General features: G+C 66.8%; 17 protein-coding genes and 1 riboswitch. Of the genes, 15 read left to right on the forward strand and 2 right to left on the reverse strand.

The window, feature by feature from the left end:
• The first annotated feature begins 114 nt into the window (after nt 1–114).
• The 5 genes from ACVMB0_RS12520 (at nt 115) to ACVMB0_RS12540 (ending at nt 8697) form a co-directional block, all read left to right on the forward strand.
• Nucleotides 115–1971, forward strand: a complete 1857-nt coding sequence (locus ACVMB0_RS12520; RefSeq protein WP_461346422.1) for an ABC transporter ATP-binding protein/permease — start codon at nt 115–117, stop codon at nt 1969–1971.
• A gap of 169 nt (nt 1972–2140) precedes the next feature.
• Nucleotides 2141–3631, forward strand: coding sequence for an amidohydrolase family protein (locus ACVMB0_RS12525; RefSeq protein WP_461346423.1), 1491 nt, complete (start codon nt 2141–2143; stop codon nt 3629–3631).
• 1 nt (nt 3632) lies between these two features.
• Complete coding sequence (locus ACVMB0_RS12530) at nt 3633–4556, forward strand: CobW family GTP-binding protein (protein WP_461346424.1); 924 nt, start codon at nt 3633–3635, stop codon at nt 4554–4556.
• A 53-nt stretch (nt 4557–4609) separates the two neighbouring features.
• A riboswitch (cobalamin riboswitch) is annotated at nt 4610–4805 on the forward strand.
• Nucleotides 4806–4912: 107 nt separating this feature from the next.
• Nucleotides 4913–7195, forward strand: a complete 2283-nt coding sequence (locus ACVMB0_RS12535) for a TonB-dependent receptor (protein WP_461346425.1) — start codon at nt 4913–4915, stop codon at nt 7193–7195.
• A 2-nt stretch (nt 7196–7197) separates the two neighbouring features.
• Entirely contained in the window at nt 7198–8697 is a 1500-nt protein-coding gene (locus tag ACVMB0_RS12540; RefSeq protein WP_461346426.1) for a PepSY domain-containing protein, read from the forward strand.
• Between the two features lie 6 nt (nt 8698–8703).
• On the opposite strand, the gene ACVMB0_RS12545 is transcribed toward ACVMB0_RS12540, so the two are convergent.
• Together ACVMB0_RS12545 and gspD are read right to left on the reverse strand one after the other, a co-directional pair.
• Nucleotides 8704–9231, reverse strand: coding sequence for a tetratricopeptide repeat protein (locus ACVMB0_RS12545; RefSeq protein ID WP_456750481.1), 528 nt, complete (start codon nt 9229–9231; stop codon nt 8704–8706).
• Between the two features lie 22 nt (nt 9232–9253).
• Nucleotides 9254–11641 (reverse strand): type II secretion system secretin GspD, encoded by a 2388-nt coding sequence (gspD, locus tag ACVMB0_RS12550; RefSeq protein ID WP_461346427.1) that lies wholly within the window; start codon nt 11639–11641, stop codon nt 9254–9256.
• A 322-nt stretch (nt 11642–11963) separates the two neighbouring features.
• On the opposite strand from gspD, the gene ACVMB0_RS12555 reads away from it, so the two are divergent.
• The 10 genes from ACVMB0_RS12555 to ACVMB0_RS12600 are packed head-to-tail and all read left to right on the forward strand — an operon-like array spanning nt 11964 to nt 20180.
• Nucleotides 11964–13640, forward strand: a complete 1677-nt coding sequence (locus tag ACVMB0_RS12555; RefSeq protein ID WP_461346428.1) for a GspE/PulE family protein — start codon at nt 11964–11966, stop codon at nt 13638–13640.
• 4 nt (nt 13641–13644) lie between these two features.
• A complete protein-coding gene (locus tag ACVMB0_RS12560; protein WP_456750478.1) occupies nt 13645–14856 on the forward strand; it encodes a type II secretion system F family protein in 1212 nt (403 codons plus the stop codon).
• A gap of 17 nt (nt 14857–14873) precedes the next feature.
• Nucleotides 14874–15392, forward strand: a complete 519-nt coding sequence (gene gspG / locus ACVMB0_RS12565; RefSeq protein ID WP_461346429.1) for a type II secretion system major pseudopilin GspG — start codon at nt 14874–14876, stop codon at nt 15390–15392.
• Between the two features lie 22 nt (nt 15393–15414).
• Nucleotides 15415–15879: a prepilin-type N-terminal cleavage/methylation domain-containing protein gene (locus tag ACVMB0_RS12570; protein ID WP_461346430.1), complete on the forward strand. Its 465-nt coding sequence runs from the start codon at nt 15415–15417 to the stop codon at nt 15877–15879.
• Nucleotides 15812–16264, forward strand: coding sequence for a prepilin-type N-terminal cleavage/methylation domain-containing protein (locus tag ACVMB0_RS12575; protein WP_461346431.1), 453 nt, complete (start codon nt 15812–15814; stop codon nt 16262–16264). Before ACVMB0_RS12570 ends, ACVMB0_RS12575 begins: the two co-directional genes overlap by 68 nt.
• A complete protein-coding gene (locus ACVMB0_RS12580) occupies nt 16261–16971 on the forward strand; it encodes a PulJ/GspJ family protein (RefSeq protein WP_461346432.1) in 711 nt (236 codons plus the stop codon). Before ACVMB0_RS12575 ends, ACVMB0_RS12580 begins: the two co-directional genes overlap by 4 nt.
• The gene (locus ACVMB0_RS12585) at nt 16971–17903 is read left to right on the forward strand and encodes a type II secretion system minor pseudopilin (protein WP_461346433.1); all 933 of its coding nucleotides are present in this window, start codon (nt 16971–16973) and stop codon (nt 17901–17903) included. Before ACVMB0_RS12580 ends, ACVMB0_RS12585 begins: the two co-directional genes overlap by 1 nt.
• Nucleotides 17903–18976 carry a PilN domain-containing protein gene (locus ACVMB0_RS12590; protein ID WP_461346434.1) on the forward strand — a complete coding sequence of 358 codons (1074 nt, stop codon included), beginning with the start codon at nt 17903–17905 and terminating at the stop codon, nt 18974–18976. The genes ACVMB0_RS12585 and ACVMB0_RS12590 overlap by 1 nt, the downstream gene beginning before the upstream one ends.
• Nucleotides 18973–19536, forward strand: a complete 564-nt coding sequence (gene gspM / locus ACVMB0_RS12595; RefSeq protein WP_461346435.1) for a type II secretion system protein GspM — start codon at nt 18973–18975, stop codon at nt 19534–19536. Before ACVMB0_RS12590 ends, gspM begins: the two co-directional genes overlap by 4 nt.
• Nucleotides 19536–20180: a hypothetical protein gene (locus ACVMB0_RS12600; RefSeq protein WP_461346436.1), complete on the forward strand. Its 645-nt coding sequence runs from the start codon at nt 19536–19538 to the stop codon at nt 20178–20180. Before gspM ends, ACVMB0_RS12600 begins: the two co-directional genes overlap by 1 nt.
• Nucleotides 20181–20184 lie beyond the last annotated feature (4 nt).

The following is a 20184-nucleotide window of genomic DNA, read 5'->3' on the forward strand; positions in this document are numbered from 1 at the left end:
CCCAAAACAAGCCAGGAAAGGGCTTTAAGCCCATCACCGGATTGGGACTTTACCGGATTTGCCAGCCGGGGGTCGGCGGGCCTATGTGGGGGGCGATAGAACCGGTCTAGATTGATGAGCATAGCCGAACAGCTTGAGACCCCGCACGGCGCCCCGCAGCCGCCGCGCGACGCATTGCTCGATGAGGAGGGCTTCATCGAGAGCCAGATCACGGAGCCGGCGAAGAGCCGCGCCCGCCTGCGGCCGCTGCTGGCGCTCGCGCCCTATGTGGCGCGCTACAAGGGGCGGGCGATCCTGGCGCTGATCTCGCTGACCATTGCGGCGATCACCACGCTGATCGTGCCGGTCGCGGTGCGGCGGATGATCGACATGGGCTTCACGCCCGAAGGCATCGCGATGATCAACAGCTATTTCAGCGTGATGATCGCGGTGGTCGCGGTGCTCGCCGGTGCCAGCGCCTCGCGTTACTACCTGGTGATGACGATCGGCGAACGCATCGTCGCCGATATCAGGCGCGACGTGTTCGCGCATCTGATCTCGCTGTCGCCCGCGTTCTTCGATTCCGCACGATCAGGCGAACTGGTGTCGCGGCTCACCGCCGACACCACCCAGATCAAGTCCGCGGTCGGCGCCTCGGTCTCGATCGCGCTGCGCAATCTGATGCTGTTCTTCGGCGCCGCCGCGATGATGGTGATCACGAGCCCGCGGCTGTCCGGCTTCGTGCTGCTCGCGATCCCGGTCATCGTGATCCCGCTGGTCGCGTTCGGCCGCTGGGTGCGGCGGCTGTCGCGCACCGCCCAGGACACGCTGGCCGATGCCAGCGCCTATGCGAGCGAGCTCGTCAACGCGATCCGCACCGTGCAGGCCTATACCGGCGAGCGGCTCGCCAGGACACGCTTTGCCGGCGAGGTCGAGCAGGCCTATCAGGCCGCGCGCAGCTCGACCAAGGCGCGCGCGGTGCTGACGCTGATCGTGATCTTCATCGTGTTCGCCAGCGTCGTCGTGATCCTCTGGGTCGGCTCGCATGACGTGCTGGTCGGCACGATCAGCCCGGGCCGGCTCGGCCAGTTCATTCTCTATACCGCGTTCGCGGCGAGTGGCCTCGGTCAGCTCAGCGAGGTCTGGGGCGAGGTCTCGGCTGCATCGGGCGCCGCTGAGCGGCTGTTCGAGATCCTGCGCGTCAAGCCGCAGATCGCAGCCCCCGCGTCGCCGCGCGCGCTGCCGCAGCCGGCACGCGGCGATGTCGGCTTCGACAATGTCAGCTTCGCCTATCCGACCCGGCCCAATGCGCTGGCGGTCGACGGCGTCTCGCTTTCGGTTCGCTCCGGCGAGAAGGTCGCGATCGTCGGCCCGTCCGGCGCCGGCAAGAGCACGCTGTTCCATCTGCTGCTGCGCTTCTACGATCCGAAATCCGGCACCATCTCGCTCGACGGCGTGCCGATCCGGCAGGCCGATCCGGCCGAGGTGCGGGCGCGGATCGCGCTGGTGCCGCAGGATTCCGTGGTGTTCGCGGCCAGCGCCCGCGAGAACATCCGGTTCGGCCGGCCCGACGCCACCGATGCCGAGGTCGAGCGCGCCGCCGATCTTGCGCACGCCACCGAATTCCTGCGCCGGCTGCCTGAAGGTTTCGACGCCCAGCTCGGCGAGCGCGGCGTGACGCTCTCCGGCGGCCAGCGCCAGCGCATCGCGATCGCGCGCGCGATCCTGCGGGACGCACCGCTGCTGCTGCTTGATGAGGCGACCTCGGCGCTCGACGCCGAGAGCGAGACGCTGGTGCAGACCGCGCTCGAGGAATTGATGCGCCACCGCACCACGCTGGTGATCGCGCATCGCCTCGCGACCGTGCTGTCCTGCGACCGCATCCTGGTGATGGACCACGGCAAGATCGTCGAGCAGGGCACCCACGCCGAGCTGGTCGCCGCCGGCGGCCTCTACGCGCGGCTGGCGCGGCTGCAATTCGAGGGAATCTAGCGAATTGGGGCGCCTATGCGCGCCGCCGATGCGATCCATATGCGCGGCGCGGCGGACATTCCGCCAGAGCATGTCGCCACAACCCTGACCCGGTTGCTGTGATCAGCGCGATGCGCTTCTCTGTGCTCGGAAAGCGACCGATCGGTTTCGGAATGCGGGGAGTGGCGAGATGGGTGGTTTGGTGATCAGCGGCGGCCGGGTGGTGGATCCGGCCAGCGGGATGGACGCGATCGGCGATGTCGCCGTCGTCGACGGCAAGATCGCCGCGGTGGGCACCGGGCTCGGCGGCGCGGAGCGGCAGATCGACGCGACCGGGCTCGTGGTGGCGCCGGGCTTCATCGACCTGCACGCGCATGGCCAGACCATTCCGGCCGATCGCATGCAGGCGTTCGACGGGGTGACGACGACGCTCGACCTCGAGGCCGGCGTGCTGCCGGTGGCGTCCTGGTACAAGCGGCAGGCCGAGAAGGGCCGGGTGCTGAACTACGGCGCCGCCGCCAATTGGGCGTTCGCGCGGATCGGCGCAATGACCGGCTCGAATTCGGAGAGCTCGCTGGAATCGTTCGGCGCCGCGATGCGTGATCGGCGCTGGATCGAGAACGTCGCGACCGAGGGCGAGGTCGGCGGCATCCTCGAGCGTCTCGCCAATGGATTGAACGAGGGCGGCATCGGCATCGGCATCCTCAACGCCTATGCGCCGGGCGCCGGCGTGCAGGAATTGACCGCGGTGTGCCAGCTCGCGGCCAATCATGCGGTGCCGACCTTCACCCACGTCGCCTACATGTCTCGCATCGACCCCGAGAGCGCGGCCGAGGCCTATATCCGCCTGATCGGCTATGCCGGCGCCACCGGCGCGCATATGCACATCTGCCACTTCAACTCGTCGAGCAAGACCGACATCGAGCGCTGCGTTGCGCTGATCGCGAAAGCGCAGGCGCAGGGCCTGCCGATCACGGTGGAAGCCTATCCCTATGGCACCGGCTCGACCGTGCTGGCCGCGACCTTCTTCAGCGATCCGAAATTCGAGGAGCGCAACGGTCTCGGCTACGACTCAGTGCAGCGCGTGACTGACGGTCACCGCTTCGGCAGCCGCGAGGAGTTGCTGGCGGCGCAGGCCGCAGATCCCTCGGCGCTGGTGCTGTGGCATGTGCTCGATATCGAGAACAATTCGCATCATCGCGATTTGCTCGACATGGCGGTGCTGTATCCGGGCGGCGCGATCGCCTCCGACGCGATGCCCTGGACGCTGTCGGATGGCCGTCCCTATAGCGGCGACGCCTGGCCGCTGCCGGACGATGCCACCTCGCATCCGCGCTCGGCGGGCTGCTTCACCCGCTTCATCCGCGAATGGGTGCGCGAGCGCAAGAAGCTGTCGCTGCTCGAGGGCATCCGCAAATGCGCGCTGATCCCGGCCGAGATCCTGTCGGCGAGCACGCCCGCGATGCGCGCCAAGGGCAGGCTGCAGGCCGGCGCCGACGCCGACGTCGTGGTGTTCGACTACGAGACGCTGAGCGACCGCGCGACCTTCTCTGCGATGAATCGCCCGGCGGAAGGCGTGCGCCATCTCGTGGTCAGCGGCCAGCCGCTGATCAATGATGGCGTGCTCGACGTCGCGGCGCGTCCCGGCCGGCCGGTGCGCCGGCCCGTCACCGGAGGCTGAGGTGGCGGTCCCGATCCTGCTGGTCGCGGGTTTTCTCGGGGCGGGCAAGACCACGGTCGTCAACCATCTGCTGGCGCATGCGCAAGGACGGCGCATCGCCGCCGTGGTGAATGATTTCGGCGCGATCAATATCGATGCCGAGCTGATCGCGGGCGCCAGCGACGGCGTGGTCAGCCTGAGCAATGGCTGCATCTGCTGCACGCTGGAGGGCGACCTGCTGCGCACGCTCGCCAGTTTGCTGCGGCGTGATCCGCGTCCCGAGTTCATCGTGATCGAGACCAGCGGCATCGCCGATCCCGCGGACATCGTCCGCAATCTGATGGATCCCGTGATCTGGAAGGAGGCGCCGCTGGAGACCGTGCTGTGCGTGGTCGACGCCACGCAGCCGGTCGCCGCGCTGGACGATGCGCTGCTGCGCGCGCAGCTGCGGGCGGCCGATGTGGTGGCGCTGAGCAAGGTCGATCTCGCCGATGCAGCCGCGTGCGCCGCGATTCGCGATGCCGTGCGCGTGGTGCGTCCGGCGGCTGTGATCGTCGATGCCGTGCATGGCGAGGTGCCGGCGGAGCTGCTGTTTCCGGCGGATCTCGATCATCTGCCCGCGCCGCGCGAGACCGCGCCGCGACGGCCGGTGTCCGACCGGTTCGAGACGCTGAGCTGGACGTCGGAGCGGCAGGTATCGCTGCCGCGCCTGCAGCAGGCGATCGGCAAACTGGCGCCGAAGCTGGCGCGCGCGAAGGGCTTGTTCGAGACGGTCGAGCAGCCCGGACGGCTGACGGTGTTTCAGCTCGCCGGCGGCCGCGCGACCTTGGCTGCCGGCGGCGTGCCGGCGCCCGGCGTGCCACGCACGCGGATCGTGTTCATCGCCGAGATGGGCGCGCTCTCGCGTGCGGAGATCGATGAGGTGATGCAGGGATGCGTCGCGTGACATGAAAGCATGCGTGCGACAATCGCATCGAATTGACAGCCATGCCGACTGCACCTATCGTTTTCACCGACGGTTCCCTTCGGGGATCAAAAGGGAATGCGGTGCGAGGGTAACCCCAATGCCGCAGCTGTCCCCGCAACTGTAAACGGCGAGCCTTTCGTCAAATTTGCCACTGGGCTATCCGCCCGGGAAGGCGTCGACAGGCGATGACCCGTGAGCCAGGAGACCTGCCGTCAGTCGTGGTCACACGCGAGCACATCGGGCGGGGGCGTCCTGGTGGGATCGGAGCACTGCCCTTTCGGCGATGCGCCAGTCCGCGTTCGCGGTGACGTGCCACGTTACCGCGAGTCGTTTTCATGTCTCCGTCCTCTCCCGTTGCGCGCAAATGGCGCCTCGGTCTCGTCTGCTCCCTGTCATCGTTGCTGCTGCCGGCTGAAGGCTCGGCACAAACAGCTCCAACCACAAGCCTCGATCCGATCGAGGTGTCGCCCTCGGCGTCCGCAAAGCCCAGGCCCGCGGCGCGCAGCAGCAATACCGCCGCGTCGTCGCGGCCGCGCGCGAGACCCGCAGCGTCAGCGGCAGCGGGCGGCACGCCGCACGCCGCGGCGTCGGGCACATCGGGGACGGCATCGCCGACGCTCAACGCCAACACGCCGGGCGGCACCGGCAGCCGTCTCAACCTCACGCCATTACAGACGCCGGCCAGCGTCGAGATCGTCACGGCGCAGACCATTGCCGAACGCGGCCAGCACAATGTGCTCGATGCCGTCACCCAGGACGCGGCCGGGTTCATCGCAACGCCGGCGCCCGGCAATGGCGGCCTGTCGTTCAGCACCCGCGGCTTTGCCGGCAGCAACTCGGTGATGACCTTGTATGACGGCACGCGCTTCTATGTCGGCTCCGGCACCTTGACGTTCCCCTACGATACCTGGTCGACGCAGCGCATCGAGGTGCTGCGCGGTCCGGCATCGGTGCTGTACGGCGAAGGCGCGATCGGCGGCGTCATCAACGTGATCCCGAAGAAGCCGCTCAACACATCGTATAACGAGGCCGAGGTCTCGCTCGACAGCAACATGACGCGGCGGCTTTCGGTCGACAGCACCGGTCCGATCAATCCCAATGTGTCATACCGGATCAACGCCACCGGCAACATGTCGGACGGCTGGGTCGATCGCGACAAGACCTCGAATGCGGTGGTCTCCGCAGCCGTCCGAGTGCAGGCGTCGGACAATCTCGCCTTCACGCTGTCCGAGGATTATGGCGACCGCAGCCCGTCGCGCTATTTCGGCACGCCGCTGATCAACGGTTCGATCCAGGACGCGCTGCGCTTCAAGAATTACAACGCATCAGACAGCGCGATCCGCTACCAGGACAGCTGGACCCAGTTCAGGACCGAATGGGATGTCGCCGACGGCATCAAGCTCAACAACACGCTGTATTATCTGACCAGCGAGCGGCACTGGCGCGACATCGAGAACTACAGCTGGAATCCGAACACCCGGCTGATCGATCGTTCGAGCTATATCGAGATATTCCATGACCAGAAGCAGCTCGGCAACCGGATGGATGCGACCTTCAGCGGTCACATGTTCGGGCTCGCGAACCAGGTCGTTGCCGGGTTCGATGTCAACCGGATCGACTTCACCCACATCAACAACTCGCCCTATGGCGGCGCGTCATCGGTCAATCCCTACGTGTTCGATCCCGGTTCGTTCTTCGCGACCACGACGGCGACGACGCCGGGCTTCAACGCGGTCGTCAATCAATATGCGCTGTTCGCCGAGGATCGCCTGTCGCTGACCGACCAATTGTCGCTCGTGACAGGCGTCCGGTACGACCGGCCCGAGGTCGATCGCACCGACTACAAGACGCCGGCGAACAGTTTTGAAACCACGCTGTCGGGAACCAGCTGGCGCACCGGGCTGGTGTACGAGCCGATCAAGAACCTCGCATTCTATGGCCAGTATGCGGTCGGCGTCGATCCGGTCAGCAACCTGATCTCGCTGCCCGTCTCGCAGAAGACCTTCCAGCTCGCGATCGGCAAGCAGACCGAGATCGGGGTCAAGCAGTCGTTCTGGGGCGGCCGCGGCGAGTGGACGCTGGCTGCTTACGAGATCGTCAAGACTGGCTTGACGGTTCCTGATCCCAGCAATCCGACCGCCGGCCTGGCATTGCAGATCGGCCAGCAATCATCCCGCGGCGTCGAAGGATCGATCGGACTCGCGCTGAACGACGGCTGGCGTGTCGACGCCAACCTGGCGCTGCTGCGCGCCCGGTACGACAACAACAGCCAGGTGGTCGGCGGCAAGATCGTCAGCTACAACGGCAATGTCCCGGTCAATGTGCCGCAGCAGGTGTCGAACGTCTGGCTGACCTGGGATTTTGCGCCCAACTGGTCGGTCTATGGCGGCGTGCAGCTCGTAGGCGCGATGTACTCCGATCTCGCCAACAGCCAATTGCGGCCGGGCTACAACGTGGTCAATGGCGGCATCAGATGGAGGCCGGATGACCGCAACACAGTGGCGTTCCGCGTCTACAATCTGTTCGACAAGGTTTACGCGGCGACCTCGAACGGCACCGGACAGTGGCTGCTCGGCATGCCGCGCACCGCCGAACTGTCCGTCAACGTGAAGTTCTGATCATGCGCAACGCTCTGATCCGGCGAGCGCGGCGATGGCTCTATGTCGTCCATCGCTGGATCGGCATTGCGACGTGTCTGCTGTTCGCGATGTGGTTCATCTCCGGCCTCGTCATGATGTATGTGGCGTTTCCGCGCCTCACCGACAGCGAGCGCCTGTCTGCGCTCCCGGTCATTTCGTGGGGCAAGGTGCAGGTCGCACCCGATCGCGCGATGGCGATCGCGGGGATGGAGCACTATCCCCGCGATCTCCGCCTCTCGATGATGGACGATGTTCCGGTCTATCGCGTGACCGGCTGGAAGGGAGGCTCCGTTACGATCTCGGCGATCGACGGTGCTGTCATCGACCATGTCTCGCCGGATCAGGCACTCGCGGTCGCTCGCCATCATCCGCATGCGGTGCGGCCGCAATTGCTCGATACGGTGACACGCGACCAATGGTCGGTCACCGCACGCTTCGATCCGCTGCGGCCGCTCTATCTGATCGGCCTTGGTGATCCCGATGGCACCGAGCTCTACGTCTCCTCACGTAGCGGCGAGATCGCGCTCGACACCACGCGGCGCGAGCGGATCTGGAACTGGATCGGCTCGATCCCGCATTGGATCTATCCGACCGTGCTGCGCAAGGACGGGGCGCTGTGGCGGGATGTCGTGCTGTGGATCTCGGGCGTCTGCCTTGTGGTCGCGGTCACCGGCTTCTGGATCGGCATCCTCCGCCTGCGGCTGACGCGCCGCTACGCCGACGACGCCGTCTCGCCCTATCGCGGCTGGATGACCTGGCATCACGTCGCCGGCCTGATCGGGGGCATCTTCGTCCTGACCTGGATGTTCAGCGGCTGGCTGTCGCTCAATCCCGGCGGCGCGTTCTCCGCTCGCGGCATCACCCGCGAGATCGCGAGGAACTATAGCGGCCACGACGCGCCGGACATCGTGGCCGACTTTCAGTCGACGCCGTCAATACCGGCGGTGGAGGCGCGCTTCGTCTGGATCGGCGGACGCCGGCTGATGCTGCTCAGTGACGGCAACGGCGGCCGGAGCCTCGCCGATCCCGTGACCGGTGCGCCCGCGACGCTCGCGCAGGACGAGATCATCGCCGCAGCGCGCCACGCCATGCCGGGCGCTGTGATGATATCGGCGCGACGGCTCGATGAGCCGGATGCCTATTGGTACACGCTGCACCAGGCGCGCGAGCTTCCCGTGCTGCGCATCGTCTTCGACGATCCCGCCCGCACCTGGCTGCACGTTTCCCCCATCACCGCCGAAATCCTCGATCGCAGCGACGACAGCCGCCGTTCCTATCGCTGGCTGTTCAATGCGCTGCACAGCCTGGATTTTCCGTTGCTGCTGCGCATCTCGCCGGCGCGCGATGTCGTGGTGTGGCTGTTGTCGGCGGTCGGCATGATCATCTCGATCAGCGGCATCGTGATCGGCTGGCGCCGGTTGCGGCGGCCGAAGCTGCAAAGCAGGCGCGTGTCTGCGAGCCCCGCGCGGTCGAGTTCATAGCCGCAGCTACTTGACCGTCAGGTGCACGTCCCGACCGGGCAGTTCGGGGGTCCATTCCAGTGCAAATCGCTGGGCGGCAATGATCTCATAGGTCGAAAGCTTGCCTGCGACCGCATCGCGGAACCGAACATAGGCCTCGCGTTGCCGCCCGCCAGTGCGGGCCGCCGCCAGATTGAGCCATTTGTAGGCCAGCACGTAGTCGTTCGGGACGCCGTGGCCCTTGTCGTACAGCAGGCCGAGCATCGCTTGCGCGAACGGGTCTCCCAGCATCGCGCCGCGATAGTAGCAATCGGCGGCGGCGGCGTAGGCCTGCGGCACGCCGAAGCCATGCTCGTACATAAAGCCGAGCAGGCCGAGGGCTCTTGCATTGCCGCGTTCGGCGGCCGGCGAGAGCTCGCGAAACGCCTGGGCATAATCGCCGCGATGGAAGGCGGCCGTCCCGCGCGCCGCGATGTCGGCGCTCGCGGCTGAAGCGGTCAAGGCCCAAAGCGCGATCGCGGCAGAGGCGCAGTAGCTGGTCCGTTGCGCACACATGCGGAGCATCCTGTCGTCCGGCTCAGTGATAGCTGGTGGTGATCGGTGCATTGGTCGATGTCGTGGCGATGCTGCCACGCAACTTCGATCGCAGCTCCTCGGCCACGACCTGGGCGTCGGTGCCGTTGCGGATGATCTGCGGGCGGATGAAGATGATCAGCTCGGTGCGCTGGGTACCGTTGCTCTGATGTCCGAAGGCATCTCCGAGGCCGGGAATCTGGTCCAGCACCGGAAGCGCATTGCGGGCGCCGCTTTGCTGTTCGCTGATCAGGCCCGCCAGCAGCACGGTCTGGCCGTTGGCCACCGAAATCTGGCTCTTGACCCGCCGTTCCGACACCGTCGGCGTCAGGTTCACCGTGCTGCCGCTGCTCTGGGGAACGTTGCTGATCTCCTGCTCGACATCGAGCCGCACCGTGCCGTTCACGCTGACGCGGGGCGAAACCTTCAGGATGATGCCGGTGTTGCGATAGTCGATGGTGTTGACCACCGTGTTGCTGGTGGTCAGCACCGTCGCGCTACCGGTCGACACCGGGACGACGTCGCCGACCTGCAAGGTGGCGACCTGGTTGTTGATCACGACCAGCGAGGGATTGGACAGCACCTTGACGCTGGTGACGGCGTGCAGCGCGTCCAGGATCAGGCTCGGCTGCGTCGCGTTTCCGATCAGGAAATTGAAGCCGGGAAAGGCCTGGTTGATGTAGGCATTGGTGAGCGAGCCCGCGGCGCTGACCACCCCGGTGGTCGCATCCGTCGTGGTCGCGGGCGCCGCGGTCGCCTGGGTGCCGAGGATCGAGCCGGTGTTCGGCTTCAGCCCGAGGTTCTGGCTGGTGAGGTAGGTCTGCACGCCATAGGACAGGGTATTGTTGAGCGTGACCTCGGCGATCGTGGCGTCGATCGCGACCTGGAGTTGCGGCTCGTCGATTTGCAGCAGCGTCGCCTCGATGATGCGATAGTTGGCCTGGTCGGCATAAATCAGCAGATTGTTGTTCACGACGTCGGGCGTGATCCGCACGTCCTGCATGACCGGCTGACCGTTGCCGCCGCTGGCGCCACGGCCGCTATCCAGCGCGGCGTTGTTGCCCTGACCTTGATTGTTGGGATTATTCGATTGGCCGCCGGCGCCAAATCCCTGGCCGAGACCCTGGCCCGTCGAGCCGGTCCCTGACGTGCCGCGGGATGCGAAGCCGCCCATGCTCGAATTCGAGCCGTTGTTGTTGTTGAGCGACAGGCGGTCGGCGACGCTCGAGCTCGACGAGGTGCCGGAGCCGGGCGCGAGCTGGCTGTCGGCGCTGTCGAGCAGATTGCCGGACGAACCGCCGAGGAACATGTCGGTCAGGACCCGCGCGATCTGGCGCGCATCGCCGTATTTGACGCGATAGACATGGACCGTGGTGCGCGCGGTGTCGTTGCGGTCGAGCCGCTTGATCCAGGTCGCGGCCGTATGCAGCATGTCCGGCTTCTTGGTCACGACCAGGATCGCGTTGAGGCGCGCAATCGGCATGAACTTGATGACGTTCTGGCTGAGCCCGTTCTCGCCGGAATCGACGATCTTCTCCAGCTCGGCGATGACGGGCGCGGGCGAGCCGCTCGAGATCGGGAAGATGCCGACCGATTGGCCGCGCATCCAGTCGACGTCGAAGCTGAGCACGGTGTCGACCGCCGTGCGGCGCTCGGCGCCGGTGCCCTGGATCAGCAGCAGGTTGCGGGTCGTGTCGGCGCGGATCGCGCCCGCCCTGGTGGCGAAGCTGTCGGTCAGCTTCAGCAGGGTCTGGGCCGACACATATTGCAGCGGAACCACCGAGATGCCGAAGCCGGGTTCCGGATTGGCCGCCGCGGCATCGACGCGGCCGCCGCCGACGGCGTCGCCGAGCGGCGTCAGACGATAGCCTGCCGTATCCTTGAGCAACACCACGCCGCTGAGGCGGAGCGCATTCTCAAGCACGAAAACCATGTCGGATTTCGGCACCGGGCGGACCGACACCAGGCTCACCGTGCCCTGCACCCGCGGGTCGATGGTGTAGCCGACATGCAGGATGTCGCCGAGCACGACCTTGGCGACGGTCGCCACCGGCGTGCTCTCGAAATTCAGGTCGAAGCCATTGCCATTCGATGCCGGTTGCGGCCGCGCGTCGACCACCGCGGTGACTTCGCTGCCCTCATACATCGCGGCGCGGACGCTGCCGTTCTGGCTGCCCTGTGTCCCTGCCAGCGCGTTCACCTGTTGCGGCTGGCGCGGCAGCAGATCCAGCGAGCGTACCTTGTCGGTGACGTCGAGCTGGGACGCATCGACGCTTTCGCTGACCGTCGCGGAATTGCACGACGCCAACAACCCCATTGACGCCAAGGCAAAAATGGCTGCCAGGCCGCCACGGATCGTCGGGCAGCGGCCCACTGTGCCTACGCGTTGCATGAAGGCCCTTCGCTCTTACTAACTGATATTGCGATTGTCTGCGACGATCGGTCCTACCCCGCAGGGACTCTTAGCGATCGAACATGACAGAAATAAATTGGTTACATGATTGTCGTTCGCGACCCTCCCCACGCCCCGCACCAAAATCGTGCACCGTGTCCGCGATGCCACGTCAAGGTTTCTTGAGTGCGGCGAGCGATCTGACTTCGCACAGCTGTCACACTTCGGATCGATAACCGCAGAACTGCCGGGAGCCGAATGCGGCGGCACGCAGCGGCCCTTGGCACGGACTGATCCGGGATAGTGTGGCGGGATATAGGGAATGGCCAACGACCTGTCCGTTCGGTTCGTGGATTATCTGCGTCAGAACAATCACCTGGCGCCGGTCGACGGATCGGCTGAGCGGACCGGGCCGGGGGCCGACGTCAGGCAGCTGAAGCTGTGGGAGATCACCAGTCTCTCACCGACCGAATTCGCAGACGAGGCCGCGCGTTTCTTCGCGCTCGGCCGTCTGACGCTTCAGGACATGACCTCGGCCGAGCCGCTGGTCGGGTCGTTCTCGCCGCGTTTCCTGCGTGAGACCATGGTCTATCCGTGCCGGACGGCCGGCGAGGTCACCGTGCTCGCCGTCGTCGATCCGACCGACCAGGCGACCTTGCGGGCGGCACAGATCGTGCTTGGCGCCGGCATCGAGGTGAAGGTGGCGTCGTCGGAAGACGTCGCCATCGCGCTGAACAACTCCTCCAGCGCCGAGGAGGCGGAAGGCGCCGATCCGGCGGCGGCGCTGCCCCGCGAAGACGACATCGAGAGCCTGCGCGATCTCGCCAGCGGCGCACCGGTGGTGCGCGCGGTCAACGATCTGATCGAGAAGGCCGTCGAGCTCCGCGCCAGCGACATCCATATCGAGCCGTTTTCCGCGGGCCTCATGGTGCGGTTGCGGATCGACGGCCTGCTGCGGCCGGTCGCGGCGCTGTCGGGCGTGCTGCCGCAGGCGGTGATCTCCCGCATCAAGATCATCGCCAACCTCAATATCGCCGAGCGTCGTCTGCCGCAGGACGGCGCAGCGCGGCTGCGGGCAGGTCGTACCGACATCGATATCCGTGTCGCGATCATGCCGACGCAGCATGGCGAGTCCTGTGTCATCCGCATCCTGCCCAAGGATCGCGGCCTGCTGGTCGTCGAGAAGCTCGGATTCTCGGAGTCCGACGAAGCCAAGCTGCGTCGGCTGTTGAAGCTGCCGCACGGCATGGTCGTGATCACCGGGCCGACCGGCAGCGGCAAGACCACGACCTTGGCGACGATCCTGTCGATCCTCAACGAGCCGAGCCGCAAGATCCTGACGATCGAGGATCCGGTGGAATACGAGCTCCCCGGCGTCAACCAGTCCCAGATCAAGCCGGCGATCGGCCTGACCTTCGCCACCGCACTGCGTTCCTTCGTCCGCCAGGACCCTGACGTGATCATGGTCGGTGAAATCCGCGATTCCGAGACGGCGCATGTCGCGGTGCATGCGGCGCTGACCGGGCATCTGGTGCTGACGACGCTGCACACCGAGACCGCGGCTGCCGCGGTGCCGCGGCTGCTCGACCTCGGGGTCGAAGGCTATCTGCTGCGTTCGGTGCTGCGCGGCGTCATCGCGCAGCGCCTGGTCCGGCAATTGTGCGAGCGCTGCAAGACGGCGCGGCCGCTGGCCCCCGCCGATTTCACCGAGGATCCCCGGCTCGCGGCGATCGGCTTCAAGGCCGGCGAGATCATTCACGAGCCTTGCGGCTGCGAACGGTGCGGTGGAACCGGTTATCGCGGCCGCCTCGGCGCATTCGAATTGCTCGAGCTGTCCAATGAATTGCGCGAACTGATCGGGGAGCGGACTGACGGGCTGAAGATCGACACCATGGCGATCCGCTCGGGCATGACCACGATGCTCGATGATGGGGTCGCCAAATGCCGCGCCGGATTGACCTCGCCCGCCGAGATCCTCCGCGTCGCGACGGTGCGGTGACGCCGTGCCGAATTATCGCTATCGCGCGTTGACCCAGGCCGGCGAGATCGTGAACGGCACGATCTCCGCCCCGACCGCGGCCGAAGTGGCGCGGCGGATCGAATATCTCAAGCTGCTGCCGATCGAAACCACCGAGGACAGGCGCGCGTCCGGCGCCGCCGGCGGCCGCAGCCTGTTCGGCGGCCCGAGCGCCGCCGAGGTCACCACGTTCACGCGCGATCTCGCGCTGTTGCTGAAAGCCGGCGCGCGTCTCGACGATGCGCTGGAGCTGTTGTCCGGCGATGCCGACGTCGGACGGATGCGTCCGGTGGTGGCGAAAATCCGCGCCGCCCTGCTCACCGGCGAGAGCTTTGCCGACGCGGTGGCGGATCATCCGACCCTGTTCCAGCCGATGTACATCGCTCTCGTTCGGGTCGGCGAAATCTCGGGCACGCTGGATTCCGTGCTGGAGATGCTGGGCACCGAACGCGCGCGCTCCGAGCAGATGCGGCGCAAGCTGACCGACGCGATGCAGTACCCGGCCTTCGTGCTGGTCGCGGCGTCAGGCGTGATGCTGTTCTTCCTGCTGTTCGTGCTGCCGCAATTCTCGACCGTGCTGGGCGACTTCGGCGGCAAATCGGATACCGCGCTCGCGAGCTTCATCGCGGTGTCGGACTTCCTGCGCGCCAATGCCACGGCGGCAAGCTTGATCAGTGCGGCGACGATCGCACTTGCGTGGTGGCTGCTGCGGCAGGCCCGGGTGCGCGCCGCGCTGGTCAACGGCATTTCGCGGGTGCCGGGCATCAGCAGTGCCTTCCAGTTCTACCGTGCCAGCCTGTTCTGCCGCAATCTCGGCGTCCTGCTCGGCAGCGGCGTCAATCTCACGGCCGCATTGCGCATCCTGGTCGACATCATGGCGGTGACCGGGAGCGAGGCGAACTGGACGGCCGCCGCCGACCGCGTCCGCCATGGCGGAAAATTATCGGAAGCGCTCGCGGTGGCGGACAGCCTGCCGCCGATGGCGGTCCGCATGCTGCGGCTCGGCGAAGAGACCGGCCAGCTGCCGGTGCTGGCCGGGCGGGTCGCGGAATTCTACGAAGCAAAATTGCAGCGCAGCCTGGACCGGGTCGTCGGCATCGTCGGTCCGCTGGCGATCATCACGATCAGCACCGTGGTCGGCGGCTTGATCGTGTCGGTCATGACGGCGCTGCTCTCGGTCACGCAGCTAGTCGGTTAGAGCAGAGGTCATCGGACATGATATCGCGGAACAGCACCATCGAGGCATATTCCACGCGGGCGGCACGCAATCGCGCCCGATCGCAAGCGGCAAGTCGTTCGGGCGAGGCGGGCTTCACCCTGGTCGAGATGCTGGTCGTGATCGCGATCATCGGCCTCATCATGGGGCTGATCGGGCCGCGCGTGCTCAACTATCTCAGCGAGTCCAAGGTCAAGACCGCGCGCATCCAGTTGCAGAGCTTCTCCAGCGCGCTCGACCTGTTCTATCTCGACGCCGGACGCTTCCCGTCGACGGCCGAGGGACTTGCCGCGCTGGTCCGGCGCACGCCCGGTGTCGCGGCCTGGAACGGCCCGTATCTGAAGGGCGGCAACGTCCCGAACGATCCATGGAATCACCCTTATCTCTATCGCTCGCCCGGCGAGCACGGGCCCTATGACATCGTCTCCTATGGCTCCGACGGTCAGGAGGGTGGCAGCGGCACCTCGGCCGACATCTCGCTCGAGAAGACCACGGCCTCCAACAACGACCAGCAGTGACGGATAAGGATGCACGCCAAGCATGAATGACGCGACGCAGCGCGGATTCACCCTGCTCGAGATGGTGTGCGTGCTCGCCATCATCGCGCTGCTTTCGGCCGTGCTGCTTCCGTTCATTCCGCACCAGACCTCGCGGTCGCGGTTGCAGGCCTACGCGCTGCAGGCCGCGACGCTGCTGAAGGCCGACCGCAATGCCGCGATCGAGCGCAGCATCAGCGTCGCGACGCTGGTCGATGCGCCGAGCCGGGTGATCCACTCCGGCGCGTCGCGCATGACGGTGCGGATCCCCGATGACGTGCGGTTCGACGCCGTGCTGCCGCAGAGCTGTCAGCGCCGCGCGGCACTGTCGACCATCCGCTTCTTCGCCAATGGCGGTTCCTGCGGCGGCTCCATCGCGCTGACGCGGCTCGATGCAGGATATGAGGTCCGCGTCAACTGGCTCACCGGAAGGGTTGAAATCGTTGCTCGCGACGTCGCCGTCAACTAACCGCAGGGATGCGGGATTCACCATCATCGAAGTGCTGGTGGCACTGGCGCTGGTGGCTGTCTCGATCGTTGCGATCGGCGCCGTGATGGGGGTCAAGACGCGCGGCGTAAAGGCCATGGAGCAGCACGTCGCGCTGATGCAGGCGGTGCGCACCTTGATGACAATCGGCATTCCGCCGCGCGCCGAATTGCAATCGGGCAGCTCGACCGGGCAGGCGGAGGGCTATCGCTGGACGATCGACGTCAGTCCGCTCGGCGGCGAGTGGACGGTGCCCGAGGGCAACGTGCCCTGGGCCCCGGAGCTGGTGCGGATTCGCGTCAAATCGCCGGGCGGTGCGTTGTCCGACATCCGCACCGTACGCCTGATGCCGAGGTCCACGGAATGACCCGCGCCGGCACAGCACAGCGCACGGGTGAGCGCGGCTTCACGCTGATCGAGGCCATCGTCGCGTTGGCGCTGATGGGGCTGCTGTTGTCGGCGCTCGCCAGCATCACGGCGCAATGGCTGCCGAGCTGGAACAAGGGGCTCGACCGGATCCAGCGCAGCGAGTTGATCGGGATCGCGCTGGAGCGGATCGGCGCCGACCTCGCCGCGGCAGAATTCGTCGCTGCCAATCGCGATACCCACAAGCCGCTGTTCGACGGATCGGAATTGTCGGTCACCTTCGTGCGGACGTCGGTGGGGCCGAACGCCGGGCCGGGCCTCGACGTGGTGCGTCTCGGCGAGGTCAGGGATCGCGGCGAGTTCGTCACGGTTCGCACGCAGACGCGCTTCACGCCGCTTGCTGACGGCGTGTCGCTGTCGGAGCAGGTGCATCTCGGCAGCCCGGTCGTGCTGCTGCGCGCGCCGTATCGGCTGTCCTTTGCCTATGCCGGGCCTGACCGGGCCTGGAAGGGCGCGTGGAAGGATGCCGAGAAGCTGCCGGCGATGATCCGACTGACCGTGCGTGACGCGGCGAGCCAGCGCGTGCTGTCGGTGTCGACCATCGCGCCGCTCCACGTCCAGATTCCGAGCGACTGCACCAAGCCCGACGGCAATTGCGGCGACAAGCCAAATTCCGATGCTGCTGCCACCGACCAGGGGAAGACGTGATGCGCACGTGCGGCAATCGCGGCCGATCACCGGCCGATCGTGGCTTCGTCATCGTCGCGGTGCTGTGGATCCTGCTGGCGCTGTCGTCGCTGGCGATCATCTTCTCGGCCTATCTGGCCGCCTCGGCGCGCGCGCTGGCGGCCAGCGACATCTCGTTGCAGACCGAGGCGCTGGTGTCGGCCGGGCTCGAGCTCACCGCCTACCAGCTGACGCTGACCGACGACAAGACGCGGCCGCAATACGGCGCGTTTCATTTCGGGCTCGACGACGCCAGCGTCACTGTCAGCTTCACGTCGGAGGCCGGCCGGCTCGATCTGAACTACGCGTCGAAGGAGATGCTGAGCGGGCTGTTCGTCGTGCTCGGGGCCCGGAAGGACGCGGCCAGCGAATATGCCGACCGGATCGTCGGCTGGCGGACCCGGCCCACGCCGGGCAGCGAGAATGTCGAGGCCGCGCGCTACAATGCGCTGGGCTATGCGCCGCGGCAGGGCCTGTTCACCCATGTCAATGAGCTGGCGCTGGTCGCCGGCATCCCCGAAGCCTTTGTCGATCGGGTGCTGCCGTTCGTGACGGTGTTCAACGGCAGCCCGGATGTCGATCCGACCATCGCCGCGCCGGAACTCGCGCTCGCCGTGGACAAGGCATCGGGCAAGCAACCAGACGGCTTCGGCTCGGCTGCTCTTGGGGCGAGCGCTCCTTCGCCGAACGGCGGCCTCCAGGCCGGATCGCAGGCGCCGAACCCTCAGACTGCGGCCTCGACGGCGCAGAGCCCGTGCTACCGGATCGCCGTGTCGATCCGATTCCGCAACGGTCATCGCACCGATTCCGAGGCGGTGATTGCACTCGGCGACAAGGCCGAGCCCTATCGTGTGTTGTCCTGGCAGAACGATGTCGAACCGCGCGTGACGGTTCTGCAGCGGGGGAGAGGTTGATGGCGATACTTGCCGAGACACGGCATTGGTTCGAGCAATGGATTGGCGCGGTTGCGACGGCCGTCGACGGCGTCGCGGGCCGGTTCATGCGCCGGCGCAGCGTCGAGCTCGACGAGAATGGCGACGGCAGCTTCACCGCGCGCCTTGCGGCGGCGAAGGACGGCGCGCCGTCGACGCCGGTTTCGTTCCGCCTCGACCATGATGTGCCGCAGCCACCGCTGCCGGCGGAGTGGAAGACCGCGTTCGACGGCAGTCGCATCGAGGTGCGCTTGCGCTCCGATCACATCGTCGGCCGCGTGCTCGATTTCCCGAGCCAGGCCGGCGACTTCCTCGATGGCATGATCCGCGCCCAGGTCGACCGGCTGACGCCATGGACTGCCGCCGATGCGGTGTTCGGCTGGGGCGAGCCGCAGCCGATCGCCAATGACCGCATCGAAGTTGCGTTCGGTGCGACCGCGGCGGCCAAGGTCGATCCGCTGGTTCGGATGGCGCGGCAGCTCGGCGCCGCTTCCGTTGCGGTCTCGGCGCCGGCGGCCGGCAGCGACGGCGCGCCGCAGCAGGTGATGCTGCTCGACAAATCGCTGCGCGGCCTGGCTGGACCTCAGGTTCCCCGCCTGTTGCGCATCGGGCTGATCTCGACGGCGGCGGCCGCGGCGGTCTCGCTGCTGCTCAACATCTATTTCGGCGGCTGGCTCCAATCCGAGCAGGAGGACCTGCAGCACCGGATCTCGCAGCGCCGCGCCGCGTTGCGTCTCGATACCAACGGCGATTCGTCCGGGCTCGGGCTGCTCGCCAAGCGCAAGCAGACCACGCCGTCGAGCGTCATGGTTCTGGAGGCGATCTCGCGCGTGCTGCCCGATACGACCTATGTGACGGAGCTCCGCATCGAGAACAACAAGGTGCAGGTGGTCGGACTGACCCAGGATGCGCCATCGCTGATCCGCTTGCTGGAGCAGTCGCCGCAATTCACCCGCGCGACGTTTTTCGCGCCGACGACGCGCGCGGCCAATGAGACGGCGGAGCGGTTCCACGTCGAGGCCAACATCTCAGCCTATTTTGGGTCCGGCTCATGAGCGCAGCATCCCGATCGCTGACCGCCGTCAGCACCGCGCCGCTGGTCGCGAGCGCGAGCTATCTCGGCCTGTTCGTGCTGCTGCTGTTCGTCGTCATCTCGTCGCTCTCTGACATCATCGGCCTGCGCAGCGATGTTGCGGCATCGGCCGGACTGCTGGAACAGCTGGAGGGGCGGTCCAAGGCGAACACGGCGCCCGGCCAGCCCGCGATGCCGACCGGATCGGCCTATCTCGAGGGCGCGACCGTCACGGTTGCGGGCGCCACCTTGCTGCAACGCGTGTCGGGCGCGGTGATCAAGGCCGGCGGGAACGTGCTGTCGACGCAGCTCGACGTTCCGAGCGCGCCGGCCAAGGCCGGCTTCATCAGCATGGTCGCGAGCTCCGAGATCGAGCAGGCGCAGTTGCAGCAGGTGCTCTACGATCTCGAGGCCGGCATGCCGTTCCTGTTCATCGACCAATTGGTCGTGCAACCCGTCGCCGACGAGGCCGCCAAGGGCGCCGATCCCGGCAAGCTGCGCGTGCTGCTCGGCGTATCCGGACAATGGCGAGGAGCCAAATGATGCGACGCTTTGCAGCGACCATCCTGCTGTTGGCCGTGTCGGCCTCTTCTGCGCCGGCGGCCGTGCCTGACCGGGCCGGCGACGCCCTGGACGCCGGCATGCTCGACGACACCCGTCTGGGTGGACCGGTGCTGAGTTCGCCGCCGCCTTCCGAACCGGTGACGTCGGTCCGGGTGGCGCCCGTGCCGGCCCCGACGCCGCGGCCGCTCAGCGCAAATCCGCTGTGGGGGATTCCGCTCAAGATGCTGTCCAACACGCGCGACCGTCCGGTGTTCTCGCCGTCGCGGCGGCCGCCGCCGGCCGTGGTCGCGGAACCGGAAGTCAGCAAGCCACCGCCGCCGCCGCCGCGCAAGGTGGCGGCCGAGCCGCCGCCGCTGTCGCTGGTCGGCACCATCGCCGGCGACGACGAGAGCTTCGGGATATTCCTCGACCAATCGAACAAGACCGCCTTGCGGCTGAAGCTCGGCGACGAGTTCCAGGGATGGAAGCTGCGCACCATCAAGGGGCGCGAAGTCACGATGCAGAAAGACGAGCAGGGGGCGGTGCTCACACTGCCCGAGCCCGGCGGTGACGAGAACGGCGATGCCCGCATCGTTCCGGTCAGCACCGAGAGGATGCCGCTTGCCGCGCGGCGCCAGAAGTGATGGC

The sequence above is a fragment of the Bradyrhizobium sp. USDA 4451 genome, assembly GCF_054822585.1.

What these genes read in the sequence shown, in the direction of transcription:
- ACVMB0_RS12585 (WP_461346433.1), top strand. Translation starts at nt 16,971, where the DNA reads ATGCGCACGTGCGGCAATCGCGGCCGATCACCGGCCGATCGTGGCTTC.
- ACVMB0_RS12580 (WP_461346432.1), top strand. Translation starts at nt 16,261, where the DNA reads ATGACCCGCGCCGGCACAGCACAGCGCACGGGTGAGCGCGGCTTCACG.
- ACVMB0_RS12535 (WP_461346425.1), top strand. Translation starts at nt 4,913, where the DNA reads ATGTCTCCGTCCTCTCCCGTTGCGCGCAAATGGCGCCTCGGTCTCGTC.
- ACVMB0_RS12570 (WP_461346430.1), top strand. Translation starts at nt 15,415, where the DNA reads ATGAATGACGCGACGCAGCGCGGATTCACCCTGCTCGAGATGGTGTGC.
- ACVMB0_RS12575 (WP_461346431.1), top strand. Translation starts at nt 15,812, where the DNA reads ATGAGGTCCGCGTCAACTGGCTCACCGGAAGGGTTGAAATCGTTGCTC.
- gspG (WP_461346429.1), top strand. Translation starts at nt 14,874, where the DNA reads ATGATATCGCGGAACAGCACCATCGAGGCATATTCCACGCGGGCGGCA.
- gspM (WP_461346435.1), top strand. Translation starts at nt 18,973, where the DNA reads ATGAGCGCAGCATCCCGATCGCTGACCGCCGTCAGCACCGCGCCGCTG.
- ACVMB0_RS12600 (WP_461346436.1), top strand. Translation starts at nt 19,536, where the DNA reads ATGCGACGCTTTGCAGCGACCATCCTGCTGTTGGCCGTGTCGGCCTCT.
- ACVMB0_RS12525 (WP_461346423.1), top strand. Translation starts at nt 2,141, where the DNA reads ATGGGTGGTTTGGTGATCAGCGGCGGCCGGGTGGTGGATCCGGCCAGC.
- ACVMB0_RS12520 (WP_461346422.1), top strand. Translation starts at nt 115, where the DNA reads ATGAGCATAGCCGAACAGCTTGAGACCCCGCACGGCGCCCCGCAGCCG.
- ACVMB0_RS12555 (WP_461346428.1), top strand. Translation starts at nt 11,964, where the DNA reads ATGGCCAACGACCTGTCCGTTCGGTTCGTGGATTATCTGCGTCAGAAC.
- gspD (WP_461346427.1), bottom strand. Translation starts at nt 11,641, where the DNA reads ATGCAACGCGTAGGCACAGTGGGCCGCTGCCCGACGATCCGTGGCGGC.
- ACVMB0_RS12590 (WP_461346434.1), top strand. Translation starts at nt 17,903, where the DNA reads ATGGCGATACTTGCCGAGACACGGCATTGGTTCGAGCAATGGATTGGC.
- ACVMB0_RS12545 (WP_456750481.1), bottom strand. Translation starts at nt 9,231, where the DNA reads ATGTGTGCGCAACGGACCAGCTACTGCGCCTCTGCCGCGATCGCGCTT.
- ACVMB0_RS12540 (WP_461346426.1), top strand. Translation starts at nt 7,198, where the DNA reads ATGCGCAACGCTCTGATCCGGCGAGCGCGGCGATGGCTCTATGTCGTC.